Source organism: Kineococcus mangrovi, assembly GCF_041320705.1.
Classification (GTDB): domain Bacteria; phylum Actinomycetota; class Actinomycetes; order Actinomycetales; family Kineococcaceae; genus Kineococcus; species Kineococcus mangrovi.
The window spans coordinates 602,259-619,956 of record NZ_JBGGTQ010000003.1 but is presented as its reverse complement, the minus strand read 5'-3'; the positions used below and the strand labels follow the sequence as shown (position 1 = coordinate 619,956).

General features: G+C 73.6%; 11 protein-coding genes. 7 read left to right on the top strand and 4 right to left on the bottom strand.

Features of this window, described 5'->3' with window-relative positions:
• The coding region (locus tag AB2L28_RS08820) for a DUF445 domain-containing protein (RefSeq protein WP_370718367.1) at nt 1–1,093 on the top strand (1,093 nt) is incomplete at its 5' end.
• Between the two features lie 94 nt (nt 1,094–1,187).
• On the opposite strand, the gene mnmA is transcribed toward AB2L28_RS08820, so the two are convergent.
• Nucleotides 1,188–2,276: a tRNA 2-thiouridine(34) synthase MnmA gene (mnmA, locus tag AB2L28_RS08815; protein WP_370718366.1), complete on the bottom strand. Its 1,089-nt coding sequence runs from the start codon at nt 2,274–2,276 to the stop codon at nt 1,188–1,190.
• Nucleotides 2,276–3,505 (bottom strand): cysteine desulfurase family protein, encoded by a 1,230-nt coding sequence (locus AB2L28_RS08810; protein ID WP_370718365.1) that lies wholly within the window; start codon nt 3,503–3,505, stop codon nt 2,276–2,278. Before AB2L28_RS08810 ends, mnmA begins: the two co-directional genes overlap by 1 nt.
• Nucleotides 3,506–3,539: 34 nt before the next feature.
• On the opposite strand from AB2L28_RS08810, the gene glgX reads away from it, so the two are divergent.
• Nucleotides 3,540–5,711: a glycogen debranching protein GlgX gene (gene glgX / locus AB2L28_RS08805; RefSeq protein WP_370718364.1), complete on the top strand. Its 2,172-nt coding sequence runs from the start codon at nt 3,540–3,542 to the stop codon at nt 5,709–5,711.
• A 13-nt stretch (nt 5,712–5,724) separates the two neighbouring features.
• A complete protein-coding gene (locus tag AB2L28_RS08800) occupies nt 5,725–6,402 on the top strand; it encodes an alpha/beta fold hydrolase (protein ID WP_370718363.1) in 678 nt (225 codons plus the stop codon).
• A 6-nt stretch (nt 6,403–6,408) separates the two neighbouring features.
• On the opposite strand, the gene glgP is transcribed toward AB2L28_RS08800, so the two are convergent.
• A complete protein-coding gene (gene glgP, locus AB2L28_RS08795) occupies nt 6,409–8,973 on the bottom strand; it encodes an alpha-glucan family phosphorylase (RefSeq protein ID WP_370718362.1) in 2,565 nt (854 codons plus the stop codon).
• A gap of 113 nt (nt 8,974–9,086) precedes the next feature.
• Here glgP and AB2L28_RS08790 point away from each other — a divergent pair, with 113 nt between their 5' ends.
• From AB2L28_RS08790 to glgB, 4 genes are read left to right on the top strand one after another with little or no spacing between them, the layout of a single operon-like run.
• Nucleotides 9,087–11,162, top strand: coding sequence for an alpha-1,4-glucan--maltose-1-phosphate maltosyltransferase (locus AB2L28_RS08790; RefSeq protein ID WP_370718361.1), 2,076 nt, complete (start codon nt 9,087–9,089; stop codon nt 11,160–11,162).
• Between the two features lie 23 nt (nt 11,163–11,185).
• Nucleotides 11,186–12,880 carry a maltose alpha-D-glucosyltransferase gene (gene treS / locus AB2L28_RS08785; RefSeq protein ID WP_370718360.1) on the top strand — a complete coding sequence of 565 codons (1,695 nt, stop codon included), beginning with the start codon at nt 11,186–11,188 and terminating at the stop codon, nt 12,878–12,880.
• A complete protein-coding gene (locus tag AB2L28_RS08780; protein ID WP_370718359.1) occupies nt 12,880–14,274 on the top strand; it encodes a maltokinase N-terminal cap-like domain-containing protein in 1,395 nt (464 codons plus the stop codon). Before treS ends, AB2L28_RS08780 begins: the two co-directional genes overlap by 1 nt.
• Nucleotides 14,275–14,311: 37 nt before the next feature.
• A complete protein-coding gene (gene glgB / locus AB2L28_RS08775) occupies nt 14,312–16,498 on the top strand; it encodes a 1,4-alpha-glucan branching protein GlgB (RefSeq protein WP_370718358.1) in 2,187 nt (728 codons plus the stop codon).
• A gap of 253 nt (nt 16,499–16,751) precedes the next feature.
• Here glgB and AB2L28_RS08770 read toward each other — a convergent pair whose 3' ends face one another.
• A complete protein-coding gene (locus AB2L28_RS08770) occupies nt 16,752–17,690 on the bottom strand; it encodes an ABC transporter substrate-binding protein (RefSeq protein WP_370718357.1) in 939 nt (312 codons plus the stop codon).
• Nucleotides 17,691–17,698: the final 8 nt, after the last annotated feature.

Here is a 17,698-nt window from a genome sequence, read left to right as displayed (position 1 = left end):
GGCCGCCATGGTCGGCGCCGTCGCGGACTGGTTCGCCGTGACGGCGATCTTCCGCCACCCGCTGCGGCTGCCCATCCCGCACACCGCGCTCATCCCGCGCCGCAAGGAGGCGCTCGGCAAGAGCCTGGAGCAGTTCGTCGCCGAGAACTTCCTCGCCGAGGACGTCGTGCGCGACAAGGTGCAGCGGGCCGGCATCCCCCGGCGCGCGGGGTCGTGGTTGTGCGACCGGGGCGGTTCGCGGCGCGTGGTGGAGGAGGCCTCGACGATCCTCACCGGCGCGCTCGGGATCCTGCGCGACGAGGAGGTCACCGCCGTCATCGACCAGGTGCTCGTCCGGCGCCTGGCCGCGCAGCCGTGGAGCCCGACCCTGGGCCGGCTGCTCGAGGAGGTCGTGCGCGACGGGACCCACCACCCCGTCGTGGACCTCACCCTCGTCGAGGTGCAGACGTGGCTGCGCCGCAACGAGACCCTCGTGCGCCGCCTGGTCACCGACCGGGCCCCGCTGTGGGTGCCGGACTGGCTCAACGACCGGCTCGGCAAGCGGGTCCACACCGAGGCGCAGCGGTGGGTCGACGAGATGGTCGACGACCGCGGGCACGCCGGCCGCAAGGCCGTCGACGACCTGCTGGCCCGGTACGCCGACGCCCTGCAGCACGACCCGGACACCCGCGCCAAGGCCGACGAGTTCCAGCAGCGGCTCCTCAGCTCCCCCGGTCTGGCGGACACGGTGGCCGGTCTGTGGTCCAGCGTGCGGGGTTTCCTGGCCGACGCCCTGGCCGACCCGGGCAGTTCGCTGCGCACCCGCAGCGAGGAGGCCCTGGTCGACGTGGGGCACCGGCTCGTCGAGGACGCCGCCTTCGCGACCCGCGTCGAGGGTCACCTCACCGACGCCGCCGGGCACGTCGTGCGCCGCTTCGCCCCCGAGCTCGCGACCGTCATCTCCGACACCGTGGCGCGCTGGGACGGCGACGACGCCGCCCGCCGCATCGAACTGCACGTCGGCCGGGACCTGCAGTTCATCCGGATCAACGGGACCGTCGTCGGCGGGCTCGTGGGGTTGTCCATCCACACCGTGACGGTGCTGGTGAGCTGAGCCGGACCCACCTCACCGACGGTCGCCGCCCCGCGCTGCACGGACCCAGCAGCACCCGTGCCCGGGGGCACCTCCGGACCGGGCCGCCGCCGGCTCAGGAGGTCTCGGCGGTCGTCCCCGCGATCGTCGCCGAACCCAGCACCCTCGTCCCGCGGTAGACCGCGACCGTCTGGCCGGGGGCGACCCCGGTCAGCGACGTCCGCAGGGTGATGCCGAGCCCGTCGGCGCGGGGTTCGACGACGGCCGGCACGGCCTCGCCGTGCGCGCGCACCTGCACGTGCACCTCGACCGGACCCTGCGGCGCCGGGCCGTTCCAGACCGGGTCGACGGCGTGCACCCCCGTCACGGCGAGCCGTTCGGCGGGGCCGACGGTCACGGTGCGGCGGACGGGTTCGATGCTCAGCACGTACCGGGGCCGGCCGTCGGGCGCGGGTCGGGCGATCCCCAGGCCCTTGCGCTGCCCCACCGTGAACCCGTACGTGCCGGTGTGGGCGCCGAGGACCTCCCCGGACTCGTCGACGATCTCGCCCGGCACCTCCCCCAGCTTGTCGGCCAGGAACCCGCGGGTGTCGCCGTCGGGGATGAAGCAGATGTCGTGGCTGTCCGGCTTGTCCGCGACGGGGAGCCCGCGGCGGCGCGCCTCCTCGCGGACCTGCGCCTTCGTCGGGGCGTCGCCGAGGGGGAACATCGCGTGCGCGACCTGGTCGGCGTCGAGGACGGCGAGCACGTAGGACTGGTCCTTCGCCTCGTCGGCGGCGCGGTGCAGCTCGGCGGCACCGTCCGGGCCCGGGCGCACCTGCGCGTAGTGGCCGGTGGCGACGGCGTCGAAGCCGAGCGCGATGCCCTTGTCCAGCAGCGCGGCGAACTTGATGCGCTCGTTGCAGCGCACGCAGGGGTTCGGGGTGCGGCCCGCGGCGTACTCGGCGACGAAATCCTCCACGACGTCCTCGACGAAGTCCCCGGACAGGTCCCACACGTAGAACGGGATGCCCAGCAGGTCCGCGGCGCGGCGCGCGTCGAGGGAGTCCTCGATGGTGCAGCACCCGCGCGACCCCGTGCGCAGCGTGCCGGGGTCGCGGTTCAGGGCCATGTGGACGCCGACGACCTCGTGGCCGGCCTCGACGGCTCGCGCCGCGGCCACGGCCGAGTCCACGCCCCCGCTCATCGCGGCAAGGACGCGCATCACCGACCCCCCGCCAGGACGGGACGGCGCCGGTGGGCCCGGCCCGCCCGGGACCCGCTGGCCCGGCGGGCCCGCTCGACAGCCGGCCCGAGGGCGGCCACGGCGGCGTCCACGTCGGCGGCGGTGGACGTCCAGCCCAGGGAGAAGCGCAACGCGCCGGCGGCCTCGGCCGGTGTCAGGCCCAGGGCCAGGAGCACGTGGCTGGGCTGCGGCACGCCGGCCTGGCAGGCCGACCCCGTGGAGCACTCGACCCCGGCCGCGTCGAGCAGGTAGGTGAGGGAGTCGCCCTCGCACCCCTGGACCGTCACGTGGGCGTTCCCGGGCAACCGGCCCGGCCCGGGCGCGGCGCCGCGCACGACGGCGCCGGGCACCTGCGACACCCCGGCGAGCAGGCGGTCCCGCAGCGCCGCCAGCCGCGCGGCCTCCTCCGGCAGCGCCGCCACGGCCGCCCGCAGCGCCGCGGCGCTCGCGCGGACCCCGGGCGCGTCCAGGGTGCCCGAGCGCACCCCCAGTTCCTGCCCACCGCCCTGCTGCAGCGGCACGAGGGTCGTGCCGCGCCGGACGAGCAGCGCACCGGTGCCGACCGGCCCCCCGAACTTGTGCGCCGACAGCGACAGCAGGTCCGCGCCGGAGGCGGCGAAGTCCACGGGCAGGTGGCCGACGGCCTGGACGGCGTCGGTGTGCAGCGGCACCCCCACCGCGTGCGCGACCTCGGCGGCCACCGCGACCGGCTGGACCGTCCCGACCTCGTTGTTGGCCCACATGAGCGAGACCAGCGCGACGTCCTCGCCCCCGCCCAGCACCTCGGCGAGGGCGGCCGGCTCGACCAGCCCGGTCCCGTCGACGGGGACCCAGCTCAGGAGGGCGCCCTCGCGCGCCTGCAGCCACTCGACGCAGTCCAGGACGGCGTGGTGCTCGGTGGCGGCCAGGACGATGCGCCGCCGCCGGGGGTCGGCGTCGCGCCGCGCCCGGTACAGCCCCGTCAGGGCCAGGTTGTCGCTCTCGGTGCCGCCGGAGGTCCAGACGACCTCGCCGGGGCGGGCGCCCAGGAGCTCGGCGAGCGTCTCGCGGCTCTCCTCCACGCTCACCCGCGCGCGCCGGCCGGCCGAGTGCAGCGACGACGGGTTGCCCGCGCCGCGCGCGGTCTCGGCCACGTACGCCTCGAGGGCCTCGGGCCGCAGGGCGGTCGTCGAGGCGTGGTCCAGGTAGGCCCGCTGGTCCGCCGTCACGGCGTCCAGTGTAAGGAACTGGCAGACTGCGCCGGTGCCCGTCCCGATCCGCCCCGCCCCACCCGCGCCTCCCGGCACCGGCAGCCGGAGCCACCCGCTGGGGGTGACCCTGCGCGAGGACGGCCGGGGCGCCGACGTGGCGGTGTTCGCCGGGCACGCCGACGCCGTCGACGTGTGCGTGGTCGCCGCCGACGGCTCCGAGACCCGCACGCGCCTGCCCGAGGTCGACCAGGGGGTCTGGCACGGTCACGTCCCCGACCTCGTGGCCGGGGCCCGGTACGGCCTGCGCGTCCACGGCCGCTGGGACCCCGAGCGCGGGCTGCGGCACAACCCGGCCAAGCTCCTGCTCGACCCGTACGCCCGCGGGGTCGAGGGCGAGGTGGCGCTGACCCCGGAGGTCTTCGGGCACACCGTCGACGAGGCGCTGCGCGGCGACCTCGCCGTGGCCGACCCCCGCGACAGCGCCCCGCACGTGCCGCTCGGCGTCGTCCTGGACGCGGTGCCGCAGGAGCTGCGGGTCCGCGCCGACGAACGGCCCCGCGTCCCGTGGGCGGACACCGTCGTCTACGAGGCGCACGTGCGCGGTCTGACGAAGCGGCACCCCGACGTCCCGGCGGACCTGCGCGGGACGTACGCGGCGCTGGGGCACCCCGCCGTCGTCGAGCACCTGCGCTCCCTCGGCGTCACGACCCTGGAACTGCTGCCGGTGCACGCCAGCACGTCCGAGGTCGCCCTGCGCCGGCGCGGGCTCGTGAACTACTGGGGTTACAACACCCTGGCGTTCAACGCCCCCCACCCCGGGTACGCGACGGCCGCGGCCCGGGCCGCCGGGCCCGGTGCCGTGCGCGAGGAGTTCCGCCGCGCGGTGCAGGAGCTGCACGCCGCCGGCATCGAGGTGCTGCTCGACGTCGTCTACAACCACTCCTGCGAGGAGGGGCCGGACGGCCCCCACCTGTCGCTGCGCGGGCTGGACGACGCGACCTACTACCTGCGCGACGCGGGCGGGCGGCCCGTGGACGTGACCGGTTGCGGGAACTCCCTGGACTTCACCGAGCGCCGCGTCGTGCAGTTCGCGCTGGACTCGCTGCGGTACTGGGTCAGCGAGTACGGCGTCGACGGGTTCCGCTTCGACCTCATGACGACGCTGGCCCGCGGCCGCGAGGGGTTCTCCCCCGACCACCCGTTCCTCGTGGCGCTCGGCACCGACCCCGTGCTGGCGGGGACGAAGCTCGTCGCCGAACCCTGGGACGTCGGGCCCTTCGGCTGGCGCACGGGCCAGTTCCCGGCGCCGCTGCACGAGTGGAACGACCGCTACCGCGACGGGGTGCGGCGGTTCTGGCTCACCGACGCCCGCGAGATGGCCCTCGGCCACTCCGCGCCCGACGCCGCCGGCCGCGGTCTGCGCGAGCTCGCGACGCGGTTCGCCGGGTCGGCCGACACCTTCGACGTCCAGCGCGGCCGGCTGACGAGCGTGAACTTCGTGACGGCCCACGACGGGTTCACCCTCGCCGACCTCGTCGCCCACGACCGCAAGCACAACGAGGACAACGGCGAGGGCAACCGCGACGGCAGCGACTCCGACACCAGCTGGAACCACGGGGTCGAGGGCGTCACGACGGACGAGCGGGTCCTGGACCTGCGTCGTCGCGGCATCCGCAACCTGCTCGCCACGCTCGTCCTGTCCTCGGGGGTGCCGATGCTGACGGCCGGGGACGAGTTCGGCCGCAGCCAGGGCGGGAACAACAACGCCTACTGCCAGGACAACGAGGTCAGCTGGATCGACTGGGACCTGCAGGGCTGGCAGTCCGAGCTGCTGGGGGACGTCCGGGAACTGCTGGCGCTGCGGCAGCGCTACCCCGTGCTGCGCGAGGCCGGGGTCCGTCGGGGTTCCCCGGTGCGCGACCAGCGCCAGGACCTGCACTGGTTCGCCGAGGACGGCGGGGAGATGACGGTCGAGGACTGGCACCAGTCCGACCGGCGGATCCTGCAGGTCCTCCTCGACGGCCGCGACCGCGGGCACGACTCCGTGCTCGTCGTGGTCAACGGCGGCCCGCGCCAGCTCGACGTGACGCTGCCCGCCCTGGAGGGGATCGGGACGTTCGCGCCGCGGTGGTCCTCCACGGGCGACCGCCACCGGCGGACCGTCCGGGCTGGCCAGGCGCTCCGCGTGGCGCCGTGGTCGGTGCGGGTCCTCGCCACCCCGTGACCACCGCTGTCGCGTGAGCGTCGTCCTCGTCCCCGGCATCGGGTGCGCCCCCTGGCAGTTCCGCCGCCTCGCGCCGGGGTTCGCCCCCGAACCGGTGCTCGCGCTGGACCTGCCCGGGCACGGCGGGGAACCCCCCGTGGCACCGGTGACGCTGGAGTCGGTCGCGGACCGGCTCGCCGGCCGGGTGCCGGCGGGGTCGGTCCTCGTCGGGCACAGCACCGGCGGGGTCGCCGGACTCGTCCTGGCCGTCCGGCACCCGGGGCTGCTGCGCCGGCTCGTGCTCCTGGACGCGAACCTGCCGGTCACGCCGGAGGCGCTGGCGCGCAAGACGTCCCGCGCGGACGCGGTGCTGCGGGCGGACTGGCGCCGGACGCTGGAGGAGTCGATGCGCTCGTCCTGGGGCGCGCACGACCCGGGCCTGGGCGAGGAGGTCGTCGCCGGGATCCTCGCCACCGACGCCGGCGCCGTCCGCCCGCTGTGGTACGCCGTGCTGGCCCTGGACCCGCGGCCGCTGCTGGCCGCGCTGACCGTGCCGACCCTCTACGTCCGCTCCAGCCGCGACGTCGACCTGGGCGTCCTGCGCACCCTCAACCCGCGGATCGGCACGGTCGACCTCGGGGACCTCGGTGCGGGCCACTGGCCGCACCTGACGGTCCCCGGGGCCGTCCTCGCCGCGCTGGGCGAGGGGTGAGCCCGCTCAGGCGTTGACCACGAGCCCCAGCTCCGCCGCCGTGGCGAGCCCGGCGTGGCGGGGCAGGACCCGGACGGTGTACCCGAAGGGACCGGTCTGGCGCAGGGTGAACTGCCCCTCGAACCGGTGCCGGCCGTTCCCGAAGGACTCCGCCGGTGCCAGGCGCACCGTGCCGGAGGGGCGCAGCTCGTCGGACTCGCTGACGCGGCCGTGGACCACCTGCACCTCGACGTCCTCGACGTCCAGGTCGCCCAGGGAGACGAAACCGCGCACGTGGACGACGTCCCCGATCTGGGCGGAGTCGCCCACCCCGGAGGACTCGACGTGGTCCACGCGCACACCGGACCAGGCGTCCCGGACCGAGGCCTTCCACCGGGCCAGCTCGCGCGCGCCCGCGGCCGAGGACGCCAGCGCCGACCGGCCCGCGCGGGCGGCCGGCAGGTAGAGCTGCTCGACGTAGTCGGTGACCATCCGGCTCGCGAGGACCTTCGGGCCGAGGGAGGCGAGCGTGTGCCGCACCATCTCCAGCCAGCGCGCCGGCAGGCCCCGTTCGTCGCGGTCGTAGAACCGCGCCGCCACGGAGTTCTCCACCAGGTCGTACAGGGCAGCCGCCTCCAGGTCGTCGCGGTGGTCGGGGTCGTCGACGCCGTCGGCGGTGGGGATGGCCCACCCGTTGCCGCCGTCGAACCACTCGTCCCACCAGCCGTCGAGGATCGACAGGTTCAGACCACCGTTGAGGGCCGCCTTCATCCCCGACGTCCCGCACGCCTCGAAGGGGCGCAGCGGGTTGTTCAGCCACACGTCGCAGCCGGGGTACAGCGACAGCGCCATCGTGATGTCGTAGTTCGGCAGGAACACGATGCGGTGCCGCACGGCCGGGTCGTCGGCGAAGCGCACCATCTGCTGGATGAGCCGCTTGCCCGTCTCGTCGGCCGGGTGCGACTTGCCGGCGATGACGAGCTGGACGGGCCGCTGCGGGTGCAGCAGCAGCGACTTCAGCCGCTCGGGGTCGCGCAGCATGAGGGTGAGGCGCTTGTACGTCGGGACGCGGCGGGCGAACCCGATCGTCAGGACGTCGGGGTCCAGGACGTCCTTCGTCCAGGCGAGCTCGGCCTCGGACGCGCCGCGCTGCAACCAGGACAGCTTCAGGCGGCGCCGCGCGTCGTCCACGAGCCGGCCGCGCAGGACCCGCCGGGTGCGCCAGATCTCCTCGTCGGGGACCTGGCCGACCTTCTCGAACCCCAGACCCTCGCGCGGCAGTTCCGGTCCGATGTACTGCTTGCCCATCGCGAACACCTCGGGCGCCACCCACGTCGGTGCGTGCACCCCGTTGGTGATCGAGGAGATCGGGACCTCCGGGTCGTCGAACCCGGGCCACAGGCCGTCGAACATGCCGCGGCTGACGGCGCCGTGCAGCTGGGAGACGCCGTTCGCGCGCTGGGCCAGGCGCAACCCCATGACCGCCATGTTGAACACGTTCGGGTCCCCGCCGGGGTAGTCCTCCGCGCCGAGGGCGAGGATGCGCTCGACCGGGACGCCGGGCAGCGGGTTGTCGCCGCCGAAGTACAGACCGATCTGGTCGCGCCCGAAGCGGTCGATGCCGGCGGGCACGGGCGTGTGCGTCGTGAACACCGTCGCGGCGCGGACGGCCTCGAGGGCCTCCTCGAAGGTCAGGCCGCGCTCGACCTGCTCGCGGATGCGCTCCACGGACAGGAACCCGGCGTGCCCCTCGTTGGTGTGGTAGACCTCCGGCTCCGGTGCCCCGGTCAGGCGCGACCACAGCCGCAGGGCCCGGACCCCGCCGATGCCGCACAGGAGCTCCTGCTGGAGGCGGTGCTCCCCGCCGCCGCCGTAGAGGCGGTCGGTGACCCCGCGGGCGGCCTCGTCGTTGTCCTCCACGTCGGAGTCGAGCAGCAGCAGGGGCACCCGGCCGACCTGCGCCTTCCACACCTGCGCGTGCAGTCGGCGGCCCCCGGGCAGGTCCACCGACACCTTCGCCGGGCTGCCGTCGCCCTCGCGCAGCAGCGACAGCGGGAGGCCGTCGGGGTCCAGGACCGGGTACGTCTCCTGCTGCCAGCCGTCGCGCGAGAGGGACTGCGTGAAGTACCCCGTCGCGTAGAACAGACCGACCCCGACGACGGGGACGGCGAGGTCGCTGGCCGACTTCAGGTGGTCCCCCGCGAGGATCCCCAGGCCGCCGGAGTACTGCGGCAGCGCGCCGGTGATCCCGAACTCCATGGAGAAGTACGCGATCGCCGCGGGTGCCTCCGCGCCGAGGCCGGCGTACCAGCCGGGGCGCGAGAGGTAGGCCTGCAGGTCGGCGGCCGCGGCGCGGACCCGTTCGACGAAGCGGGCGTCCTGCGCGAGCGCGTCGAGCCGCTCGGTGCTCAGGGCCCCCAGCAGCGCCCCGGGTTCGCGGTGGACCGCGACCCAGGCCGCGGGGTCCATCGACTCGAACAGGTCGCGGGTGGGCTTGTGCCACGACCACCTCAGGTTGCTCGCCAGGTCACCCAGCGGCGCCAGGGGCGCGGGCAGCACGGTGCGGACGGTGAAGCGCCTGATTGCTCTCACGGCGCCGACCCTAGACCGGTGATCACCCCACCGCGACGGGTTCCTCGCCACTTCCCGCGCCTTCCCCGCGACTTCCCCGCGACGGGCGCCCGCTGTCTCGGTAGGTTCGCCCCGTGACGATCGACCAGGACCGTGACCAGGACGCGCCGACGGTGCGGACGAGCCCCGCTGCGGGGTCCCCGACGGCCTCGCCGGGCCCCGTCGTCGGCCCCGTCGTCGGCCGCATACCGGTGCTCGACGTCCAGCCCGCCGTCGACGGCGGCCGCTGGCCCTCGCAGGCCGTGCCCGGCGAGCTCATCCCCGTCAGCGCCACCGTCTTCCGCGAGGGCCACGACGCCGTCGCGGCGACCGCGGTCCTCGTCCGGCCCGACGGCACCGACGGGCCCACGACCCGGATGACCTGCGTCAACCCGGGCAAGGACGCCTACGTCGCCACCCTGTCCCCCGACGCCGAGGGCCTGTGGGGCCTGCGCGTGGAGGGCTGGTCGGACCCGTACGGCACGTGGGACCACGACGCCACGATCAAGGTCGAGGCCGGGGTCGACGTCGCCCTCATGCTCGAGGAGGGCGCGCGCCTGCTCGAACGCGCCGCCGAGCAGGAGGGGCGACCCTCCCGGGACGCGACGGTGCTGCACGAGGCGGCGACCGCGCTGCGCGACACCTCCCGCGGTGACCACGAGCGCCTGGACGCCGGCCGCACCGAGGAGGTCCGCGCGGTCCTGGACCGGCTGCCGGTGCGCGAGCTGCTGAGCCCGTCGGCGACCTACCCCGTGCGGGTGGAGCGCGAGCTGGCCGCGTTCAGCGCCTGGTACGAGTTCTTCCCCCGCTCGGAGGGGGCCAGCTGGGACGAGGAGTCCGGCTGCTGGACGTCCGGGACGTTCCGGACCGCGGCCGAGCGCCTGCCGGCGATCAAGGCGATGGGCTTCGACATCGCCTACCTCACGCCGATCCACCCGATCGGACGGGTCAACCGCAAGGGCCCGAACAACACCCTGACCGCCGGCCCGCTGGACCCGGGGTCGCCGTACGCCATCGGTGCGGCCGAGGGCGGGCACGACGCGCTGCACCCGGACCTGGGGACGTTCGAGGACTTCGACTTCTTCGTCGGCCGGGCCAAGGAGCTCGGCCTCGAGGTGGCGATGGACATCGCGCTGCAGTGCGCCCCGGACCACCCGTGGGTCACCGAGCACCCCGAGTGGTTCACCACCCGCGCCGACGGGTCCATCGCCTTCGCGGAGAACCCGCCGAAGAAGTACCAGGACATCTACCCGCTGAACTTCGACAACGACCCGGCCGGCATCTACGCCGAGGTCAAGCGCATGGTCCTGCTCTGGGTCGAGCACGGCGTCACGCTGTTCCGCGTCGACAACCCGCACACCAAGCCCGTGGAGTTCTGGGAGTGGCTCATCGCGGAGGTGAACGCGGAGCACCCCGAGGTGATCTGGCTGGCGGAGGCGTTCACCAAGCCGGCCATGATGCACGCGCTGGCCAAGGTCGGGTTCCAGCAGTCCTACTCCTACTTCGCCTGGCGCAACCAGGCGTGGGAGTTGCGGGAGTACCTCGAGCAGCTGACGACCGAGTCGGCGCACTACATGATCCCGAACTTCTGGCCCACCACCCACGACATCCTGACCCCGACCATGCAGTACGGCGGGCCACCGGTGTTCAAGCTGCGCGCGGTGCTGGCCGCCCTGCTGTCGCCGTCCTGGGGGATCTACACCGGCTACGAGCTCATCGAGCACGCGGCCCGCCCGGGGGCCGAGGAGCAGCTGGACAACGAGAAGTACCAGTACCGCCCGCGCGACTTCGCCGCGGCCGAGCGCGAGGGCTGGTCCCTCGCCCCGTACCTGGCGCAGCTGAACCGGGTGCGCCACCAGCACCCGGCGCTGCAGCAGCTGCGCGGCACCGTGTTCCACGCCACCGACGACGAGAACGTGCTGTGCTTCTCGCGCCGGCGCGTGGACGCCGACGGCACCGAGGACCTCGTGCTCGTCGTGGTGAACCTCGACCCGCACGCGTCCCGGGAGACGACCGTGCACCTGGACATGGCCGCCCTCGGGCGGCAGTGGTGGGACCGGTTCACCGTGCGCGACGAGATCACGGGCGCGGAGTTCGAGTGGGGCGAGCACGACTACGTGCGGCTCGACCCCTACGTCGAGCCCGCCCACGTGTTCCACGTCACGGGCTGACGGCGGCCTGCGGTGGCGCGGCGGTGACCGGTCTGCGCGAGGACCCCGAGTGGTACAAGACGGCGGTCTTCTACGAGGTGCTGGTCCGTGCGTTCGCGGACTCCAACGCCTCCGGCACGGGTGACTTCACCGGGCTGACGGGCAAGCTGGACTACCTGCAGTGGCTCGGCGTGGACTGCCTGTGGTTGCCGCCGTTCTACGCCTCACCCCTGCGCGACGGCGGGTACGACATCTCCGACTACAACGCCGTGCTGCCCGAGTTCGGCACGCTCGCCGACTTCCAGCACCTCGTCGCGCAGGCCCACGAGCGCGGGATCCGCGTCGTCGTCGACCTCGTCATGAACCACACCAGCGACCAGCACCCGTGGTTCCAGGCCAGCCGCTCCGACCCCGAGGGCCCCTACGGCGACTTCTACGTCTGGAGCGAGACCGGCGAGGAATACCCCGACGCGCGCATCATCTTCGTCGACACCGAGACCTCGAACTGGACGTTCGACCCGGTGCGGCGGCAGTACTTCTGGCACCGCTTCTTCTCCCACCAGCCCGACCTCAACTTCGACAACCCCGACGTCGAGGAGGCGATGTTCGACACCGTCCGGTTCTGGATGGACATGGGCATCGACGGGTTCCGCCTCGACGCGGTGCCCTACCTCTACGTGGCCGAGGGGACGAACGGCGAGAACCTGCCCGCGACGCACGCCTACCTGCACCGGCTGCGGCGCATGGTCGACGAGGAGTACCCCGGCCGGGTCCTGCTGGCCGAGGCGAACCAGTGGCCGTTCGACGTCGTGGAGTACTTCGGCACCGAGGAGGAGCCGGAGTGCCACATGTGCTTCCACTTCCCCGTCATGCCGCGGCTGTACTACGCGCTGCGGGAGGGGCGGGCCACGCCCATCACCGACATCCTCTCGGCCACCCCGCGCATCCCCACCTCCAGCGGGCAGTGGGGCACGTTCCTGCGCAACCACGACGAGCTGACCCTGGAGATGGTCACCACCGAGGAACGCGCCTCGATGTACGGCTGGTACGCGCCGGACCCGCGGATGCGCGCCAACGTCGGCATCCGGCGCCGGCTGGCCCCGTTGCTGGACGACTCCCGCCCCGAGCTGCAGCTCATCCACGCCCTCGTCCTGTCGCTGCCGGGCAGCCCGTGCCTGTACTACGGCGACGAGATCGGCATGGGCGACAACATCTGGCTCGACGACCGCGACGCGGTGCGCACGCCGATGCAGTGGACCCCCGACCGCAACGCCGGGTTCTCCACCGCCGATCCCGGCAAGCTGTACCTGCCGACGGTGCAGTCGCTGGTCTACCACTACCAGTCCGTCAACGTGGAGGCCCAGCTCGCCACGGGTTCCTCGCTGCTGCACTGGATCAGGGCCCTGCTGGCGGTGCGCCGCGAGCACCCGGTCTTCGGGCGCGGGGACTACCTGCAGCTCACCTCCCGCGACGAGGACGCGCACTGCGACAACGACGCCGTGCTGGCGTTCCTGCGCGTGCTCGAGAGGTCGGACGGGGCCGAGGGTGAGACGGTGCTCTGCGTGAACAACCTCTCCGACCACCCCCAGGCCGCCTCCCTCCGCCTGCCCGGGCACGCCGGCGCGCGACTGCGCGACGTGTTCGGCGGCGCCCCGTTCGGGACGGTGGACGGCGACGGCCGGTTCGAGGTGACCTGCGGGTCCCGCGGCTTCTACTGGCTCACCGTGGAGGGATCCTGATGGGCGTCCCCGTGAAGACCTCCCGGGCCTCCGACGAGGCCGTCGCCGAACTGCTGCGCACCTGGGCCCCGGCCCAGCGGTGGTTCGCGCACAAGGGTGTCGCGGTCCACGTGCAGCGCATCGAGCGCACCCCCCTCGACGAGGGCGGGGTCGCCCAGCTCGTCGCGCTGACCGTCCGCGCCGGTGAGGGGGACGACGCCCCGCGCACGGTCTACTCGGTGCCGATCTCGGTCCGCTCCTCCCCCGACCCCGACCTGGCCGCCGCCCTCGTCGGGGAGCTGCCCGACGTCGACGGCGCCCCGGCGTGGGTCTACGACGGCCCGCACGACCCGACGTGGACGCGCGCCCTGCTGACGCTGCTGGCCAGCGAGGAGGGCGCCGGCTCGCGCACGTTCGGCGTCAACGGCCACAGCGCCGAGGGCGGTCTGCCCGTCCCGGCCGGGGCGCGCACCAAGGTCCTGACCGGGGAGCAGTCGAACACGTCCATCGTCGTCTCGGCCGCCGAGGGCGAGACCCCGCTCATCGCCAAGGTCTTCCGCGTCCTGTCCGGCGGCGACAACCCCGACGTCGTCGTGCAGACCGCGCTGGCCGACGCCGGGTGCGCCCGGGTCCCCCGACCGGCCGGCTGGGTGGACGGGCGCTGGACCGGCCCCGACGGCTCGCCGACGACCGGGCACCTGGCGCACGTGACGGAGTTCCTCGCCGGGTCCCAGGACGCCTGGCGGGTGGCGACGGCCGCCGTCGGCGCGGGTGAGGACTTCACGGCGCAGGCGCGCGAGCTGGGCCGGGCGACGGCCGAGGTCCACGCCGTCCTCGCCGCCGAGCTGGCCACCGAACCCGCCACGCCGGAACGCCTGGCCGCCGTGGCCGACGGTCTGCTCGAACGCGTCGCGTGGGCCTGCACCGCCGTCCCGCAGCTGCACGAGGTCGCCACCGCGGCCCGCGAGCGGGTCGACGCCGTCCGGCACGTCCAGGACGCGCCGCCGTTGCAGCGGGTGCACGGCGACTACCACCTGGGGCAGGTGCTGCACTCGCAGGCCCGGGGCTGGGTGCTGCTGGACTTCGAGGGCGAGCCGCTGCGGCCGCTGGCCGAGCGCAGCGTCCCCGACCTGGCCCTGCGCGACGTGGCGGGAATGCTGCGCTCCTTCGACTACGCGGCCTCGACCGCGGCCGAGCCCGGCAGCTGGGGCCCGGACTGCCGTGCGGCGTTCCTCGAGGGCTACACCGCGGTGGTCGGCACCGACCCGCGCGCGGGCGGACAGGCGGTCCTGCTGGCCGCCCTCGAACTCGACAAGGCCCTCTACGAAGTGGTCTACGAAGCGCGCAACCGGCCGGACTGGCTGCGCATCCCCCTGGAGGCCGTGCACCGGCTCCTGGGTTCCGACCCGTCCTGAGAGGCGGCCCGACGATGATCACGGGAGACTGCGACGCATGACCGGTGAAGCCCCCACCCCCCGACCTCTCGACGCCGACGACCTCGCCCGCGCCGCCGCCGGGGCGCACTGGTCACCGCACTCGGTGCTCGGTGCGCACACCCACGACGGCGGGGTGACCTACCGCGTCCTCAAACCCTTCGCCTCCTCCGTCACGGTCACGTGCGAGGACGGGACCCGCGTCGGCCTCGTGCACGAGCACGACGGCGTCTGGGTCGGTGTCCGGCCCGACAGCGCGGTGGGCGACTACCGCGTCGAGGTCGTCTACGACGACGGCGAGCCCCGGCTCGTGGACGACCCGTACCGCTTCCTGCCGACCGTCGGCGAGGTCGACCTGCACCTCATCGGCGAGGGCCGGCACGAGGAGCTGTGGAACGTCCTCGGCAGCCACGTGCAGCGGTGGAGCGGTCCGCTCGGCCCCGTCGAGGGCACCTCGTTCGCCGTGTGGGCACCCAACGCCCGCGCCGTGCGCGTCGTCGGCGACCACAACCACTGGGACGGGCGCACCGCGGGCATGCGCTCGCTCGGGTCCTCCGGCGTGTGGGAGCTGTTCCTGCCGGGCGTGGCCGCGGGGTCGCGCTACAAGTACGAGATCCTGGGTCCGGACGGGCAGTGGCGGCAGAAGGCCGACCCGATGGCCCGCTTCAGCGAGGTCCCGCCGGCCACGGCGTCGGTGGTCACCGAGACGTCGTACGCGTGGGGCGACGAGGCGTGGATGAGCGAGCGGGCCTCGAAGAACGCCCAGGACGGGCCGGTCTCGATCTACGAGGTCCACCTGGGCTCGTGGCGGCAGGGCCTGTCCTACACCGAGCTGGCGACCGAGCTCGTCGACTACGTCCGCGAGGCCGGGTTCACCCACGTCGAGTTCCTCCCCGTCATGGAGCACCCCTTCGGCGGCTCCTGGGGCTACCAGGTGACCGGGTACTTCGCCCCGACCTCCCGCTTCGGGACGCCGGACGAGCTGCGCCACCTCATCGACGCGCTCCACCAGGCCGGCATCGGCGTCATCATCGACTGGGTCCCCGGGCACTTCCCCAAGGACGAGTTCGCCCTCGCCCGCTTCGACGGCACCCCGCTGTACGAGCACCCGGACCCCCGCCGCGGCGAGCACATGGACTGGGGCACCTACATCCCCGACTTCGGCCGCTCCGAGGTGCGCAACTTCCTCGTCGCGTCCGGGTTGTACTGGCTCGAGGAGTTCCACGCCGACGGCCTGCGGGTCGACGCGGTCGCCTCGATGCTCTACCTCGACTACTCCCGCGACGAGGGTGGGTGGGAGCCGAACCAGTACGGCGGCCGGGAGAACCTGGAGGCGATCAGCTTCCTGCAGGAGGCCAACGCCACCGCCTACAAGCGCACGCCCGGCATCATGATGATCGCCGAGGAGTCCACGGCGTTCCCGGGTGTCACGGCCCCGACGAGCGGTGGCGGCCTCGGGTTCGGCCTGAAGTGGAACATGGGCTGGATGCACGACTCGCTGCAGTACACCAGCCAGGACCCGGTCAACCGGCAGTACCACCACGGCGAACTGACGTTCAGCCTCGTGTACGCGTTCAGCGAGAACTTCTGCCTGCCCATCTCGCACGACGAGGTCGTGCACGGCAAGGGCTCCCTGCTGCGCAAGATGCCCGGCGACCGCTGGCAGCAGCTCGCGAACGTGCGGGCCTACCTGGCGTACATGTGGTCCCACCCGGGCAAGCAGCTGCTGTTCATGGGGTCCGAGTTCGGCCAGGAGGCCGAGTGGTCCGAGGCCCGCTCGCTGGACTGGTGGCTGCTGGACACCCCGTGGCACGCCGGTCTGCAGCGGCTCGTGTCCCGGATGAACGCCGTCTACAAGGAGCACCCCGAGCTCTGGTCGGACGACTTCACGTCCGAGGGCTTCGGGTGGATCGACGGTGGCGACAACCAGCGCAACCTGCTGTCGTTCGTCCGCTGGTCGACCGACGGGAAGCCGCTGGTCGCCGTCTGCAACTTCTCCGGCAGCGCGTACGAGGACTTCCGCGTCGGGCTGCCCCAGCCGGGGGGCTGGCGCGAGGTGCTCAACACCGACGCCGAGGAGTTCGCCGGGTCCGGGGTCGTGAACACTGGTTCCCTCACGGCCGAGGACGTGGCCTGGAACGGCCAGCGGTTCTCGGCGCAGCTGCGCGTGCCGCCGCTGGGCGTCACCTGGCTCGTCCCGGCCTGACGCACCCACCGCAGGGTTTCGGCGGGGGGCCACGCGCAGGCGTGGCCCCCCGTCAGTTCCGCGGACAACGTCGACGGGTGCTCACCCGGTCGTGGACGCGGACGAGCGGCCGGTCAGGTCGAGGTCACGAAGACCCTGAGCGCCGTCGAGTTGCGAGCGCACCGGACCCGACGGGGCCTGCGGGGTGCGGGACTCCGCGCGGTCGCTCACGCGACCGACGCGACGCCCCGTCCCCGGTCGTGCCGGGGTCCGGTCAGACCAGACCGTTGGCGGACAGGAACTCCTGCGCGACGGCCGCCGACTGCTGCTTGTCGACCTGCACCTTGGCCAGGGCCTCGGTGAGGTTCTCGGTCGTCAGCTCGGCCGAGAACGCGTTGAGGGCGTCGGTGATCGTCTCGTCGTTCTTCGACGACCGGATGAGCGGCAGGATGTTCTGGGCGAGGAAGAGGTTCTTCGGGTCCTCCAGCGTCACGAAGTCGTTCGTCTCGATCGCGGAGTCCGTCGTGAACAGGTTCGCGACCTGGATGGACCCGTCGGCGAGGGCGTTGACGGTCAGCGGGCCACCCGCGTCCAGCGGCCTGTACTGCCCGAACTCCACGTCGTACAGCTCCTCGAGCCCCACGAGGCCCTGGTAGCGCTCCTGGAACTCCGGTCCCCCACCGGCGGTGAGTTCGCCGGCGACGGGGGCGAGGTCGGCGATCGAGGTGAGGTCGTACCTGGCCTGCGTCTCGGACGTCACCGTGAGGGAGTCCTTGTCCTCCGCGGAGGACTGCTCGAGCACCTCGGTGCCCTCGGGGAGCACCTCCTTCAGCGCCTCGAGGACCTGGTCCGGGGTGGACACGCCCTCGGGCGCACCCCCGGAGGACAGCGCGGCGAGCAGAGCGCCGTTGTACTCCGGCAGCAGGTCGATGGACCCGTCCTGCAGCGCCTTGAGGTAGAGCTCGCGGGCGCCGATGTTGAACCTGCGCTGGACGGTGACGCCCTTGGCCTCGAGGACCTGGCTGTACATCTCGGCGAGCAGTTCGCTCTCGGGGAAGTTGGCCGACCCGACGATGACGGTCGAGGCGTCGGCGGAGCCGCCCTCGGCGGGGGTGGTGTCGGTGGCCAGCGGGTCCTCACCGCTGCCGCACGCGGCCAGCGTCGCCGTGAGGGAGCCCACGAGGGCGAGGCCGAGCAGGTTCCTGCGGTTCATGACGTGCC